Origin of the sequence: Rathayibacter sp. VKM Ac-2803 (assembly GCF_009807175.1) — a bacterium.
Classification (GTDB): domain Bacteria; phylum Actinomycetota; class Actinomycetes; order Actinomycetales; family Microbacteriaceae; genus Rathayibacter.
In genome coordinates this window covers 207,391-221,855 of sequence record NZ_WUCD01000003.1, presented here as the reverse complement: position 1 = coordinate 221,855, position 14,465 = coordinate 207,391, and the positions used below count along the sequence as shown (strand labels likewise).

Sequence of the window (14,465 nt, the reverse complement as noted above, 5' to 3'; positions counted from 1 at the left end):
TGACGAGGGGGGAAGGCTGCGAAGGGGCGTACGGAAGTGCTCATGTGTCCTCACCTTTGAACGACGGTCATGGAGTCCCGAGCTGCCGATGAAGCGGTTCGTGAACGGTCACGACTTTATGTTTGGCTGCTCACTCTGTCAAACGATTGCCACGCGTTCACGCGCCTGTAGACGGGCAATCGACGACGGTTAGCCGGAGGCGAGTGAAGGTCGTGGCAGGCCGTTGCGGGGTACCCCGCCCTCGAGGGGTCAGGCGACCGGACGGTTCAGAATGTTGAGCGAGCGGACGACTCGCGTAGAACGAGCTCGTGCGAGATGACGGCGTCGGGGCGGAGGTGCGTCCCTGTCGATCCTCCGGCGACCACCGCCCGGATCGCCTCGAAACCGCTGCGGGCGATCTGCTCGATGTCGACCGCGATCGTCGTCAGCGGCGGGTGCGACCATGCTGCGAAGGGTAGTCCGTCGATCCCGATGACGGCGCACTCCCGCGGAACGTCAACGCCCCGCTCGCGCAGAGCGGTTAACGCCCCGAGCGCGACGACGTCGTTGAAACCGAAGATCGCGTCTACGTCGTGCACCTCGGTGAGGAGCCCCTCGACCGCGGTTCGCCCCGCCTCCACGGTCGGCTCGTTGGCTGAGGGAAGCGGCAGCACCCGCGACTCCAGTCCGCGTTCGCCGGCGAGGCGTTCGAAGGTCCGGGCGCGCGGCGAGGTCGTCCCGGAGTCGGTCGGGCAATCGATCATCACGATCCGCCGCCGGCCCGTTGCGACGAGGTGGTCGAGCGCGGCGGCGATGCCCGCCGTATGGTCCGTGAGGATCCAGGGGTGACGCACACCGACCTGGCGGTCGAGGAGCCGGACCACGGGGATATCACCGATGAGCTCGTCGAGGACCTCGTCGCCCGCGAGGAGATAACCGACGATCGCGTCCACCTGCTCGGCGAGGAGGCGCAGAGCGCGATGCTCCTTCTGCTCGTCGCGGCCGATCTCCTGGACGAGCACCGTCCAGCCGTACTGCGCGGCGATATGGATCGTCCGGGAGGCGTACTCGGCGTAGTAGGGGTTCATCAGGTCGATGACGACGAGGCCGAGGGTGAGCGACTCCTGCTTCACCAGCCCCCGCGCGAAACGGCTCGGCCGGTACTTGAGAGCCCGCGCAGCCTCGAGCACACGGGTCTTCGTCTCATCGCTGATCCCGTACATGTCGTTCATCGCCCGGGTGACCGTCTGCCGCGAGACGCCAGCGAGCGTCGCCACGTCGCGGATCCCGACGCGCTTGCCTGTCGCGTCGTCTCGCACGATGCCGTCCACGGAGGACAGCTTATGCATCCGATTGCCGAGTCCGGTGCTTCGGCACTCGGCCCGCGTGCGGGTTCCGGGTCCAGAGCTCGGTGCGAGCAAGCGAGAACACGCCCGACTGCGTCCGACTACGGTGCGTCATGCGGTGATCAGTGCCCAGCCGTCAGCCTGGATGTTGTGACCCGTATCCAGTCTTCGGGCACAGGGTGACGACCCGGATGTTGTACCGTCCCTACTCGCGCGCTGCCGCGCGGGACAGGCCGAGCACCAAACGACCGTGTCGACGGCCACGAGCACCCACGTTTGGTCGATGCCCTGGATAGGCAGGGGCGACAAGAACGCCGCCGACGGCGCAGCCGTCGATGCCATGCGAGCGTTCCTGGGCACCGTCGATTTCTCCGGGCTCATCGTGATCGGCGAGGGCGAGAAGGACAACGCGCCCATGCTGTTCAACGGCGAACTGGTCGGCTCAGGATCGGGACCCCCCTGCGACATCGCCGTGGACCCCATCGACGGAACGTCCTTGACCGCTGCCGGACGTCAGGACGCGCTCTCGATGATCGCCGTCGCGGATCGCGGCTCGATGTTCGACCCCACCGCCGTGTTCTACATGGACAAGCTCGTCACCGGTCCCGAAGGCGTTCGAGTCGTGGACATCCGCCGGCCGATCGGCGAGAACATCCGCGCCCTCGCGCGAGCCAAGCGCAAGCCCATCGACCAGATGCGCATCGCGGTCCTCGATCGTCCTCAACACGCTCAATTGATCGATGACATCAGAGCGTCGGGAGCAACCACGCGTCTTCTGCCGGACGGCGACGTCGCCGGCGGTTTCAATGCGGCACGTCATGACTCCCGAATCGACATGTGCGTCGGTACCGGCGGTACCCCTGAGGGGATCATCACCGCCTGCGCGATCAAGGCCCTCGGCGGCGTTATCCAGGCGCTCCTGCTCCCGAAAGACGACGAGGAGCGTCATCGTGCCCTCGCCGCCGGACATGACCTCGATCGCGTCCTGCACGCCAACGATCTCGTCCGCAGTGACAACACGTACTTCGTCGCCACCGGAGTGACCGACGGTGGACTCCTTCGCGGCGTCCGTAGTGAAGGACAACTCATCAAGACGGAGAGCATTATCCTTCGCGGACGTTCCGGCACGGTCCGCCGTGTGAAGGCGGAGTATCGCGCTGAGACCTGGGTCTAGGCCTAGGGCCTCGGATTCAAGCGCCCTGGGTTTGATGGAGACTCACGCTATTTGGTTCCCACGAGCTGATCGCGTGCACCTAGAAAAAGGGGTCAGAGTTCGCCGGCCGTTGACGTCATCTCATGTCAGGTGATCTTCGGGTCCATTCGATCACGTTCGGTCGCTAGCGTCAGCGTCACCGCGCCGCCGAGGAGGGCGAGCGCCGCCGCGGAGAGATAGAGCACTAGGTACTGGGTCTCGTCGGAGGGCGCAAGACCCAGGAGCAGGGGGGCTGCAAGAGGTCCGATGGCGCTTGGAATGCGTTGCGAGAACGAGGTGATGGCGAGGAACCGCCCCGCCTCGGTCTCGCGGAAGGGTAGGACGTCGAGGATGAGGGCCTGACCGACCGAGCCGAACGCGGCGATCCCGAGGTTGGTGAGAAGCGCGCCCGTCACCAGCATCGGGAAGGTCCAGGAAAACGCGGAAACGACGCATCCGGTAGCGAAAATCATGGTTGACGCCGCCGCCCAGCTTCGTCTGGTCCCGAAGCGATCCGATACCCAGCCTCCCCCCAGTGAACCCAGGGCCGCCGAGAGGACGCCAGACGCGGAGATCACGGCCATGACCGACGAAACCTCGGCGACCGGCACGCCGAGGCGCTGCGCGTAGAAGTAGGTTCCGTACGCGACCGTTAAGAAGAGACCGAAGAAGAAAAAGAATCGACCGACCAGCGCCCAGGCGAAGGCGGGGTGGTCACGCGGGCGGAACAGAAGGCTTTTAGCGAAGCGTGGGAAGGTGAGGCGATTCTTGAAGGTGAGGTGACGGGAATCGGCCTCGGGGACGAAGAGGATGAACAACGCGACCATCACCGCACCGACCGTCGCCGGCACGAGGAAGAGCAGGAGGGCGTCCCCCGTGAACTGTCCGGCGAGGAGGATCCCGAGTACGGGAGAGACCTGGCCTGCAAGACCGGTTAGTCCAGAGACCTTCCCTCGCTGGCTCTCCGGTAGGCGATCCGCTAGCAGGTTGCCGATCGAGCCCCCCGCCGTCCCCCATCCGACGGAGGTGAGCATCCAGCCGATTCCGAGCACGATGGCGTTAGGGGCGAACGCCAGCACTGGCACCGCGGCGAGACCGATAGCGACTCCGAGCACGGTGAACGGTCGGCGTCTTCCCCATCGGGATCGTGTGCGGTCACTGACGATACCGGTCAAGGGTGCCGAGACGAGCGAGCACAGAGCACCGACTCCCAAGATGTAGCCGAGCACTTGCTCGCTCCCGGGGGCGAGCTCCGTCAGGCGCAGCGCCATGGAGAACGCCATCGGCACGACGAGTGCGAGACCGGAGCCGAAGGCGGCGACCACGATGAGGGTGATCGTCAGCCACGACACTGGGTCCTGGTCGACGACCGGCCGGGTCTCGGCCGGCGGATCGGGTTGGGTGACGGTCGCTCCGGGCACGGCTGCACCCGCTACTGCCGCATTGGCCACGGTCATACCGGGCGGCGCGGAACTCAGGTCGTCTCCGACGTCGACATTCCGTCTATCGGCCATGCGTCAGAACCTTCACCAATCCACCCTCACCAGTCGTACTCTCACCAGTCGTGGACGGTTCCGTCAGCGAGGCGGTTGTACGGGAGGTACGCCTGCGCGTACGGGTACTTCCCGGCCTCGTCGACGTTGAGCTCCACGCCGAGACCGGACTTCTCGCCCGGATGCAGCAGGCCGTTCGACCAGGTGAACGACTGCTCGAAGACCTGGTCGGTCTTCGCGCCGTGCGGCATGTACTCCTGGATCCCGAAGTTGTGGATCGCGAGCCCCAGGTGCATAGCGGCAGCCATCCCGACTGGCGAGATGTCGGTCGGTCCGTGCATTCCGGACTTGATCTGATACATCGCGGCGTAGTCGAGGGTCTTCTTGAGTGGCGAGATGCCGCCCATGTGCGTCACCGCACCTCGCACGTAGTCGATGAGCTGATCGCGGATCAGGTCCTTGAAGTCCCACACGGTGTTGAAGATCTCGCCAATCGCGAGCGGCGTCGTGGTGTGATGTCGCACGAGGCGGAGCGCCTCCTGGTTCTCAGCCGGGGTGCAGTCCTCGAGCCAGAAGAGGTCGTACGGCTCGAGACTCTTGCCGAGCTTCGCCGCCTGGATCGGCGTCATCCGGTGGTGCCCGTCGTGCAGCAGGGGGATGTCCGGGCCGAACTCGTTGCGCACGGCCTCGAACACTCCGGGCAGGTGGGTGAGGTAGGCGCGAGTGTCCCAGTCCTCCTCTGTCGGCTTCGTGCCCCGACGTGCCGGCTCGTGGTCGTAGCGGAGCTCGGCATCCGCCATCCCCTCCGCCTGCGAGGCGATGCCGTAGATGGACTTGAGGCCCGGCACACCTGTCTGGATGCGGATCGAGCGGTACCCCGCCTCGAGGTGCTCGCGCACGGAGTCGAAGAGCTCGTTGTTCGTCTTCCCCGACGCATGCCCGTAGGCCATGAGGCCGGTACGACTTGCCCCGCCCAGGAGTTGGTAGACGGGCATCCCGGCCGCCTTGCCCTTGATGTCCCAGAGCGCCATGTCGACCGCGGCGATCGCCGCCATGGTGACGGGGCCCCGACGCCAGTAGGCGCTGCGGTAGAGGAACTGCCAGGTGTCCTCGATTCTCGAGGCGTCGGCGCCGATCAGGAGCGGCACGACGTGCTCCGTCAGGTATGCGACGACGGCGAGCTCGCGCCCGTTGAGGGTCGCATCCCCGAGCCCTGTGAGCCCGTCGTCGGTCGTGATCTTGAGAGTCACGAAGTTGCGATCCGGACTCGTGACAATGACTTCCGCCTTGTCGATGATCATGCCGAGTGCTCCGTTCCGGGCTTGCGGTTTTGGAGGCCCCTCCACCGGTCGCGCAGTCCGTGCGCGGCCGACTTGGGCTTGCGGTCGCGGGTGAAGACACCCTTCTTGTTGCCGTCGATGCGATGGATGCCGACGGTCGTCTGGAAGTCGGCAAAGTTCCAGATCTGCTCGCCGACGAACGAGGGGGTGCGGTCGAAGACGCGGTGATGCATCGCGAGGTAGTCGCGCTGGTACTCCTCGGTCCACGGCACGTTCCACAGCGAGTGCAGCCCTGAGAGCGTGTCGACGCCGTACTCGGCCATCATGATCGGCTTGCCGTACTTGTCGGCCCATCCGCGGAGGTCGTGCTCGAGGTACTTCTCCGCGGTCTCGAGATCGCCGATCGCGACGTACCAGCCGTAGTAGCGGTTGAGGCAGATGACGTCGAGGAGATCCGCGACCTTGTCGTTCTCGAAGGTGGCGAACATGACCTCGGCGATGGTGACCGGCCTCGTCGGATCGAGCTCCCGGGTGAGGGCGATCAGCGGCTCGAAGTACTCTCTCGCGCCGTCCTCGTTCGACGCCGGCTCGTTGGCGACGCACCACATGACGACGCTGGGGTGGTTCTTGTCGCGCGCGATCAACTCTCGGATGTGCTGCGCGTGAGCGGCCTGCGTCTGGTCGTTGCAGCCGTCGGGGGCGAAGGTCGGCGTGACCGGAGCGCCGGACAGCCCGCCCGTGACGCCGAGGTTGAGCCCGACCGCGGCGGTCTCGTCGATCACCACGATGCCGTGGCGGTCGGCGAAGTCGAGTACCTCCTCGGCGTAGGGGTAGTGCGAGGTGCGGAACGAGTTGGCTCCGATCCAGTCAAGGAGCTGGAAGTCGTGCACGAGGTAGGCGTCGTCGTGACCCTTGCCCCGGATAGCGGTGTCCTCGTGCTTGCCGAAGCCGGTGAAGTAGAACGGCTCCCCGTTGATAAGGAACTGCTCGCCGCGCACCTCAACGGTGCGGACCCCGACGGCGAGAGTGAAGCCGTCGACGACCTCGTCGCCGTCGACGATCTCGGCGGTGAGGTCGTAGAGGTAGGCGGCTCCGGGTTGCCACAGCTGCACGTCGGTCACTTGAAGAGTGCCGGATGCACCCGAGGACTCGGCGACCGTCACGCCCGCGGCATCTGCGAGACGCACCCGCACGGCGGCACCCGTGCCGTCGCCACCGGTCGAGTCGACCGTGTAGTGCACGAGGCCGGTCGAGCCGTCGACGGTGGTGGTCACCGTGATGTCGTCGAGGTGGAGGGTCGGCGTCGAGTAGAGCCAGACGGAGCGGGCGAGACCGGCGTAGTTGTAGAAGTCGTGGAGATACGCCTGCTTTTCCTTGCCGTCGGGACCTGTCGTCACCGTGCCCGGCGGGATCGTCACGTTGGTGAGCCGGTTGTCGACGCCGATCGTCAGACGGACGGCCTGCCCTGCCTCGACGACGTCGGTCAGGTCGGCCTCGAAGGGGGTGTATCCCCCGACGTGCTCGGCGACCAGGGCGTCGTCGACGTAGACGAACCCGGCATGGGTCGCGGCATCTACCCTCAGCACGATGCGCTCGCCGCGCCAGCCGCGGGGCACCCGCACCGTGCGCTGGTACCAGACCAGGCCCACGTGCCCCCGGATCGCGGAGTCGATGAACTGGTCGTTGAAGCTCGCAGGCACGGCGGCCTCGAGCGCGCCCGGCAGCACCGAGCTCCAGGGGGCGTTCAGGTCGGGGAAGTCGATGGCGAATCGCCACGTTCCGTCGAGGTTGATCAGGTCGCGTGTGGCGGTTGCCTGCGGCTTCAACATGTGTCGGTCCTCAATCGTTCGGGGTGAAGGTCAGATCCCAGGCCCACGTGTAGTGGTCGCCTCGGAGTCGGTATCGGGGACGGGTGTCGGGGCCCAGCAGGGCCGTGCCGACGCCGCGGTGCGCGATGTCGAGGTGCACGATGGTGCGCTCGCTCTCGGGCAGCTTCCACCAGTGCGTGGTCTCTTCGAGCTCCTCGACCGTGAACCGCGACACGCTCGCGTGTAGCGGCTGCTCCGAGCGCGCTCGCGCGAGGCCCGACGCACCCGAGATCTGGAGTTCGTCGATGCCGCCGCGCGTGCCGTTCTCCTGCGGAATCAAGTACGGGGTCGCGAGGTCGTCGATCGAGCTCGTCCATCGACCGTGCAGGGCGGAGTCGCTGCGGTCGGGGTAGTTCTCCCACGGGCCCAGGCCGACCCAGCTCGCATCGGTGTAGGCGCCTTCTAGCTCGAACTCGACGCCCACGCGCAATCCGTCGGTGGTTCCCGGGGGGAGTGTCACCTGCTCCTCGAATCGGAATCCGCCGTCGATGGCGCTGATGCGACGGGCGTGCACGACCTCCTCGTCCCAGGCGGTGCCGTAGCGGATGATCACTTCCACCGCGTCGCCGACTCGCTCGACGTCGACCGAGCGCTCGATCAGCGAGAAGAAGCCCGACCTCACGAAGCGCTTGTCGAGCGCGAAGGAGCTGTCGTTGTCGATCAACGCCCGCCAGAGGCACAGCCGCGGGCCGCTCTTAAGGAGAGCGTGCTCGACGGTGCCGTCCGCGGTTACTGCGACCTCCGCGGTGCCGCTCGGCAGAAGCAGCGGCCGGCGCGGCAGCACCACCTGCTCGACGGAGAGCTCGGTGCCCGCTGTCGCCCAGATCGACTCCGACGCCGTGCTCACGATGAGCGACAACGCCAGCGCGTCGTCGCCCGCGAGAAGCTGCACGACCGACGGCGGGATTGCGACGGTGTCCTCGCTGCCTGCCGCGAGGGCGACCTCGACCTCGACCGGAGCGGTCCGCCCCGCGCGGGTCTCGATCACCAGGTCGAAGCGGAGGTCGCTCAGATCGGCGAAGTGCCTCCGGCTGCGCACGCGTATGACGCCCTCGAGTGCGGAGGCGGCATCCGAGGTGATTTTCACCGGGCTGAAGATGCCCCGCATCTCGTACATCGCCGGCTTCGGTGTGGCATCCGAGAAGGCGATGCCGTTCAGCATGGTCGCCCCGTTGTGGCCCTCGTCGCCGAAGTCGCCGCCGTACTTCGGCCTGCCGCTGCCGTCGGGGTCGAGCGCGTGGTCGGTGAATTCCCAGATGAAGCCGCCCTGCAGGGCCGGCATCGTCTCGAACATGCGCCAGTACTCGGCGAGCCCGCCGGTGGCATTGCCCTGTGAGTACGCGTACTCCGAGAGGATCAGCGGCCGGTCGGTTCGCTCGTCGTTCGCGTAGCCCTCGAGAGCGGCGAACGACGGATACATCGCGCCGACGATGTCGGTCACATCCCGCCCGCCGTGCCAGTCAAGGGAGATCCCGCCCTCGTAGTGGACGGGGCGGGACGGGTCGGCCTCGCGTACCCACGCTGCGGCCGCGGTGAGGGCCGCGCCGTGACCGGACTCGTTGCCGAGCGACCAGACGATCACCGACGGGTGGTTGCGGTCGCGCACGACCATGCGCGACACGCGCTCGACGATCGGCGGGAGGTATCGCGGGTCGTCGGGGATGATCGACGCGAATCCGTGCGCCTCGACGTCCGCCTCGTCGACGACGTAGAAGCCGATTTCATCGCAGAGGTCGAGGAACTCGGGAGCATTCGGATAGTGCGCCGTGCGGATGGCGTTGACGTTGAACTGCTTCAGCAGCGAGAGCTCGTTCAGCATGCGCTCATGGCTGATCACCCGCCCAGTGCGGTCGTCGATGTCGTGCCGGTCGACGCCCTGGATGAGCACGCGCTTACCGTTGACGAGGAGGTCCTTGCCGACGATCCGCACCGTACGGAAGCCGACTTGCACTGCGACGGAGTCGACTTCGACTCCGTCCGGGTCGAGCAGCGTGACCGTGACGCCGTAGAGCGTCGGGCGCTCCGCCGACCAGGGCGTGACGTCGACCGTGCCGATAGCAATCTTCGACGTGCCGGCGATGCCGAAGCTCGGCATGGTCATCGCGTTCATGTTCGGCATGGCCCGGAACTCGGTCGGGATGGGCGCGCTCGCTGCCTGGATGCTCAGCAGGTCCATGAAGTCGTCGGGCATCATTGGCGCGGGGCGGGTCTCCCGCCCCTTCGCCGGCTTCGGGAGGGTGGGGGCGGCGACCCGTGGCGCGACGTCCCTCTCGTGCGAGTCGCCCTGGAACTCGACCCTGACCCGGTACCCGCCGTCGGTGCGCTGCCCGAGGCCGTGGGTCGTGACGTCGAGAGACAGCGTTCCCGACGCCTCGATGTGGTCCCACTCGGCATGCGCCACGACGTCGGCGATGCGGATGCTCGGCACCAGCGAGATCCAGACCGAGCGCGAGATCCCCGCGTGCCACCACTGGTCTTGATCTTCGAGGTAGCTCTCCACCGACCACTTGGCGACGATCAGCTCGACCTCGTTGACTCCGTCGCGCATGGCATCCGTGACGTCGAACTCCGCCTCGAGATGCGAGTCGGTGCTCGGCGCGAACGCGACGCCGTTGACGACGACGGTGAGCTGGCCCTCGGCGGCTCCGACGTGCAGGATCGCGCGCGTCCCGGGCTCGACGCCCAGTTCGACCGTGCGCCGGTAGACGCCGGTCGGGTTCTTCTCCGGGACCATCGGCGGCACCTCGTCGAAGGGCATCGGCACGTTCGTGTAGAACGGTCGGTCCACCTCCGACGTCATCGTCCAGAGCGAGGGCACCTCCGCCTGCTCCCACGCCTCCGAACGCGGCGCGGCCGGGTTCGGCAGCAGCTGGAACTGCCAGCTGCCGTCGAGGGAAATGCTCGGTGCACGCCGGATCGCGTGGATGGGCTCCCGCTCTTTCGGTGCCGGACGGGTGGTCGTCGCGGTCCCGGGAGGGGTCTCGGCTTCGAGGATGGTCATGATGTCTCCTGGTCCTGGCCCGCGGCGACGAGCAGTTTTTTGAGGGAATCGAGGGTGCGGAACACGGCGACCGTGTCGGACGCGGAGTGAACGGGATGCTCGATCAGGCCGTCGTCGATTGCCTGCGCGACGGCGCGCAGCATCGGCACGTAGCCGTTCCCCTCCTTGTCGAGCGCCAGCAGCGTCGGTGTCACGAAGATCGCCTCCGCGGTGCCGGCGTGCAGCTCGAGGGCGGTTGTCGACCAGAACGGAGCGGGAAGGGTCATCCATCCCGCGGTGCCGCTGATGGAGGCCGACAGGTCGGCGAAGCCGAGCATGCCGCACGCACCGTGGGCGAAGGCTCCCCCGTCGAACTCAAGGGTGAAATGCGCTTCGGTGTCGAGCCCGTCGGTTCGCACGGACCCTGTGGCGTGGATCGTGGTCGGCTCACCGAGCACGGTGTGCGCGAGAGTCACGGGGTAGATCCCCTGGTCGAGCAGCGTGCTGCCGCTTCGAGCCACGTCCCATCGGCTGCCGCCGTCCTTCGGGAAGGGAACCGAGAATCCGGCGCGGACGCTGCGGGGGATTCCGATGAGCCCCGCGGCGATCTCCTCGTGGAGTCGGCGGAAGGCGGGATTGAACTTCATCCACATCCCCTCCATCAGGAAGACGCCGTTCTCCGAGGCCAGGGCGAACAGCTCGTCTGCCTCGCGGGCGTTCAGAGCCATCGGCTTCTCCACCAGCACGTGCTTGCCGGCGATGAGCGCCCGCCGGGTCATCCCCGCGTGTGTCGCGAACGGCGTCGAGAGGTAGAGCGCGTCGACGGAGGCATCCGCCAGCACCGCGTCGTAGTCGGTCGTCCAGGAGGGGATGCCGTGTTCATCGGCGAACCGCTCCGTCCTCTCGGCATCACGGCCGTGCAAGAGCACGATCTCGACGCCGTCGACGGATGCGAGATCCGGCACGACGCTCTGCGAGATCCTCCCAGTGCCGACGACCGCCCACCGCTGAGCCTTCACGGGCGCGATGCTCCTACGGCCGCGCCGTTGTCTTTCGCGACGGACCCGAGCCAGGTGAGGCTCGGCTTGGGCGTGCGCACGAAGGTGGTGCGGTCGACGGCGATCAAGCCGAAGGTCGGCGCCCAGTGGCCCCACTCGAAGTTGTCGAGGAGAGTCCAGTGCAGGTAACCGCGCACGTCGATGCCGTCGGCGATCGCCCCGGCCAGTGCCTCAAGCGCTCCCTCGGTGTAGGCGATGCGCTGCGTGTCGTCGGAGGTGGCGATTCCGTTCTCGGTGACCAGGATCGGCACTCCGCCGGTGACCTCCCAGGCATGGCGGGCGGCGATGCCGAGGGCGTCTGGGCGATAGGGCGTGCCGACGAGGGTGTCGTCAGACTTCGGCTCATGCGGCACCAGGCCGTCGGGCCCGACGGTCAAGGTCGAGTAGGACTGCACGCCGATGAAGTCGTCGCCTCTCGCCGCCTCCAGGTACACGTCCTCCCAGATGCGGCTCAACTCGTCCGCCTTCTCCTGGCCGCCCGGCAGCGCCTCGTACGCCCGGTTCGCGACAGTCCATCCGACCTTCGCGCCGGTGCGGCTGCGCACGAGGTCGCGCACCGCGTGATGCGCGTCGATGAGGCGCTGCCCAACCTCGAGGTCGGGCGGGGGCAGCTGGGGGCGCGCACCCGCCGCACCGGCCTCGCCCTCCACCGTCGGGCTCATCCACTTCTTCGTCGCCTTGGGATCGGCGACCCTGCGCGACATCCCGGTCATCATCGCGAGCATGTTCGGCTCGTTCATCGTCGCGACCCACTCGACGCCGTCGAGGATGCCGGTCACCGCCTCCGCATAAGCCGTGAAGCGATCGACCGTGGAGTCCGACAGCCAGCCGCCCTCGTCGGCGAGCCACCGGGGATTGGTGAAGTGGTGCAGCGTCACGACCGGGGTGAGTCCGAGCTGCAGCGCCGTGTCAATCATGCGGCGGTAGTGTGCGAGCTCGGCATTCGAGATCATCCCCGGGCGGGGCTCGATGCGCGCCCACTCGACGCCGAACCGGTACGACGTGTAGCCGGCATCCGCCAGCAGCCTCATGTCCTCGGGGTAGCGGTGGTAGCTGTCGCAGGCATCGCCGCTGAACTCCATGCCGGGCACCCGGCCCTCGTTCGCCCAGAAGTCGCTGCCTACGTTGTTGCCCTCGATCTGGTGCGGCGCGGAGGACGCCCCCCAGAGGAAGCCGTCAGGGAAAGTGGTCATCGTCGATCCATCCTTGGTAACCGGTTGCCATAAGCTAGCATGAAACTACTAGCCAGTTACTAATTTCGTTGCGGAAAGGACGCCACCATGCCCCAGGGCGGGGAACGCGGCTCCTACGCGAAATCCGAGCAGGTCCGGCGGCGCATCGTGGAGTGCTGCATGGAGGTCTTCGCCGAGACGGGGTTCCACGCGGCGACCATGGCCGGGGTCGCCCGCCGTGCGGGCGTGAGCCACACTGGTCTCCTGCACCACTTCCCCACCAAGGAGGATCTCCTGCTGGCCGTGATCGAGCGTCGGGATCACCAGATCGCCGAGGATCTCGGCGCGGACCCCGGCAGCACCGATGCGGATGCCCGGCTCTACCTCACCAGTGCGACCTGCACGAACTCCCCCTTCACGACTCCGCTCGGTCTTCTCGAGCTCGACGCGGTGCTCTCGGGCGAGGCGTCGGTCGCCGAGCATCCCGCGCATAAAGCCCTCGCCGAGCGATACGCCGGCATCCGGAGCTTCTACGCGAGGATGTTCCGGCGCCTCCGCGACGAGGATCGGCTGACGGCGGATCTTACCCCCGAGGCGCTGGCGGTGATCCTGCTGGCGTTCACCGACGGGGTGCGCCATCAGTGGCTCTTCGACAAGGAGGGCGTTGATATCAGCGGTTCGATCGACGCGCTGCTCGATCTCCTGGTTGCGGATGTGGGCGACACCGTCGACACCGGCATCGTGGCCCCCGCCCCGGTCATCCCCGTTCCTCCTGCAGCATCAGACGCCTAGCCGCGCGTCCCACCTCGTCGACGAAGCTCTCGTCTCCGGCGAGGCCAAGGTCCAGGCGGGCGATCGCCGACCGCGTGACGTCTGAGCCCACCGGAGCGGACCCGGCGGATTCGGCGTCGCGACTCGTCGCCGCGATCCAGGCGGCGACCGCCAGCGCGCACCCCGATCCCGAGCGTCGGGCGGCGCGTTCCCGAAGGGCGACCGGCACGATGCGGTGGCGCAGCTTGGTCTCCGCATCCAGGGCGATCTGGGCGAGCCGGTGCTCGATGCGGGGGTTCTCGAAGCGGGCGAGCAGAGCGTCGCGGTAGGAGTCGAGCTCGAGATCGGGCAAGTGGCGGGATGCCTCGTCCCACAGCGTCTCCACGGCGGATCTGCAGACCGGGTCGGCGACGGCCTCGGCCACCGTGTGGTGCCCGCGTAGCGGGCCGAGAGCGGCGAGCAGCGTGTGCGCGCCGTTGAGGAGCCACAGCTTGCGCGCCTCCCACGGCTCGATGTCGTCGACGAAGCGGGCCCCGGCGGTCTCCCACCCGGGCCGCCCGGACGGGAAGTCCCCACTGAGCACCCAGTCGGAGAAGGCCTCCGTCACGACGGGGGCACGGTCGACCCGTCCGGTGCCGTCGAGTACGGTCGCGGCATCCGTCGGCGTCTCGCGGGGGGTGATGCGGTCGACCGAGGTCGAGACGACGCTCACGCCCGTCGTCATCCACTCGGCGAGAGCCGGTGAGACCCGGTGCGTCAGCGTGCTGAGAGCCGCGGCCAGCACCTGTCCGTTGCCCGGAATGTTGTCGCATGGCACGATCGCCAGCGTCGGAGCGCCCAGCCGGCGACGCCCGTCGAGCGCTAGCACGATCTTCCCCAGCGCTGTCGTCAATAGCGGTGCGGATGCCCCGTCCGACGCGAGGTGCTCCGTCAGCGCCGCCATATCGTGAACGGTGCCCGCGTCGTCGAGGTCGAGGGTCGAGTCGCCGCGGAGGCGGTAGCCCGCCTCGGTGATCGTGAGGGTCAGCACCACGACCCGTGGGTCGGCGAGCAGCTCGGCGAAGCGATCGACGTCGTCACCGGCGTGCACCTCGACGATGCTCGACACGAGCTCGAACCGGTCCCCTGCGGGCCCCCGCTCGATCAGCGTGTAGACGCCATCCTGTGCACCGAGCCGCTCGGCGAGCTCGGCGCTCCGCCCGGTGAAGGCGGCGATCCCCCACTCGTGGGCATCCACCGCCCGAGAGGTGTACCAGGCCTGGTGGGCGCGGTGGAATGCGCCAAGACCGAGGTGCACGATGCGCACCGGTGGCGTCGGGGTAATTG

At 67.6% G+C, this 14,465-nt stretch carries 10 protein-coding genes; 2 read left to right on the top strand and 8 right to left on the bottom strand.

Annotated elements, in window-relative coordinates:
• Positions 1-266: 266 nt before the first annotated feature.
• A complete protein-coding gene (locus GRS96_RS20065; protein ID WP_159989493.1) occupies positions 267-1,310 on the bottom strand; it encodes a LacI family DNA-binding transcriptional regulator in 1,044 nt (347 codons plus the stop codon).
• A 298-nt stretch (positions 1,311-1,608) separates the two neighbouring features.
• Between GRS96_RS20065 and glpX the strand changes: the two genes are divergently transcribed.
• Complete coding sequence (gene glpX, locus GRS96_RS20060; RefSeq protein ID WP_107575969.1) at positions 1,609-2,499, top strand: class II fructose-bisphosphatase; 891 nt, start codon at positions 1,609-1,611, stop codon at positions 2,497-2,499.
• Positions 2,500-2,624: 125 nt separating this feature from the next.
• Here the strand turns inward: glpX and GRS96_RS20055 are convergent, their stop codons facing one another.
• From GRS96_RS20055 to GRS96_RS20030, 6 genes are read right to left on the bottom strand one after another with little or no spacing between them, the layout of a single operon-like run.
• A complete protein-coding gene (locus GRS96_RS20055; protein WP_107575968.1) occupies positions 2,625-4,031 on the bottom strand; it encodes an MFS transporter in 1,407 nt (468 codons plus the stop codon).
• Positions 4,032-4,072: 41 nt separating this feature from the next.
• Positions 4,073-5,311, bottom strand: coding sequence for a D-mannonate dehydratase ManD (gene manD, locus GRS96_RS20050; RefSeq protein ID WP_107575967.1), 1,239 nt, complete (start codon positions 5,309-5,311; stop codon positions 4,073-4,075).
• A complete protein-coding gene (gene uidA, locus GRS96_RS20045) occupies positions 5,308-7,119 on the bottom strand; it encodes a beta-glucuronidase (protein WP_107575966.1) in 1,812 nt (603 codons plus the stop codon). Before uidA ends, manD begins: the two co-directional genes overlap by 4 nt.
• A 10-nt stretch (positions 7,120-7,129) precedes the next feature.
• A complete protein-coding gene (locus GRS96_RS20040) occupies positions 7,130-10,159 on the bottom strand; it encodes a glycoside hydrolase family 2 TIM barrel-domain containing protein (protein WP_107575965.1) in 3,030 nt (1,009 codons plus the stop codon).
• Positions 10,156-11,157 carry a Gfo/Idh/MocA family protein gene (locus GRS96_RS20035; RefSeq protein ID WP_159989492.1) on the bottom strand — a complete coding sequence of 334 codons (1,002 nt, stop codon included), beginning with the start codon at positions 11,155-11,157 and terminating at the stop codon, positions 10,156-10,158. Before GRS96_RS20035 ends, GRS96_RS20040 begins: the two co-directional genes overlap by 4 nt.
• Complete coding sequence (locus GRS96_RS20030; protein ID WP_107575964.1) at positions 11,154-12,389, bottom strand: glycoside hydrolase family 1 protein; 1,236 nt, start codon at positions 12,387-12,389, stop codon at positions 11,154-11,156. Before GRS96_RS20030 ends, GRS96_RS20035 begins: the two co-directional genes overlap by 4 nt.
• 87 nt (positions 12,390-12,476) lie before the next feature.
• On the opposite strand from GRS96_RS20030, the gene GRS96_RS20025 reads away from it, so the two are divergent.
• Complete coding sequence (locus GRS96_RS20025) at positions 12,477-13,160, top strand: TetR/AcrR family transcriptional regulator (RefSeq protein ID WP_107575963.1); 684 nt, start codon at positions 12,477-12,479, stop codon at positions 13,158-13,160.
• On the opposite strand, the gene GRS96_RS20020 is transcribed toward GRS96_RS20025, so the two are convergent.
• Positions 13,126-14,445, bottom strand: a complete 1,320-nt coding sequence (locus GRS96_RS20020; RefSeq protein WP_236553714.1) for a mannitol dehydrogenase family protein — start codon at positions 14,443-14,445, stop codon at positions 13,126-13,128. The genes GRS96_RS20025 and GRS96_RS20020 overlap by 35 nt on opposite strands.
• Between the last annotated feature and the right edge of the window lie 20 nt (positions 14,446-14,465).

Excerpts from the sequence above, each read along its gene's own strand:
- glpX (WP_107575969.1), top strand. The coding sequence starts at position 1,609 with ATGCCCTGGATAGGCAGGGGCGACAAGAACGCCGCCGACGGCGCAGCC.
- GRS96_RS20055 (WP_107575968.1), bottom strand. The coding sequence starts at position 4,031 with ATGGCCGATAGACGGAATGTCGACGTCGGAGACGACCTGAGTTCCGCG.
- manD (WP_107575967.1), bottom strand. The coding sequence starts at position 5,311 with ATGATCATCGACAAGGCGGAAGTCATTGTCACGAGTCCGGATCGCAAC.
- uidA (WP_107575966.1), bottom strand. The coding sequence starts at position 7,119 with ATGTTGAAGCCGCAGGCAACCGCCACACGCGACCTGATCAACCTCGAC.
- GRS96_RS20040 (WP_107575965.1), bottom strand. The coding sequence starts at position 10,159 with ATGACCATCCTCGAAGCCGAGACCCCTCCCGGGACCGCGACGACCACC.
- GRS96_RS20030 (WP_107575964.1), bottom strand. The coding sequence starts at position 12,389 with ATGACCACTTTCCCTGACGGCTTCCTCTGGGGGGCGTCCTCCGCGCCG.
- GRS96_RS20025 (WP_107575963.1), top strand. The coding sequence starts at position 12,477 with ATGCCCCAGGGCGGGGAACGCGGCTCCTACGCGAAATCCGAGCAGGTC.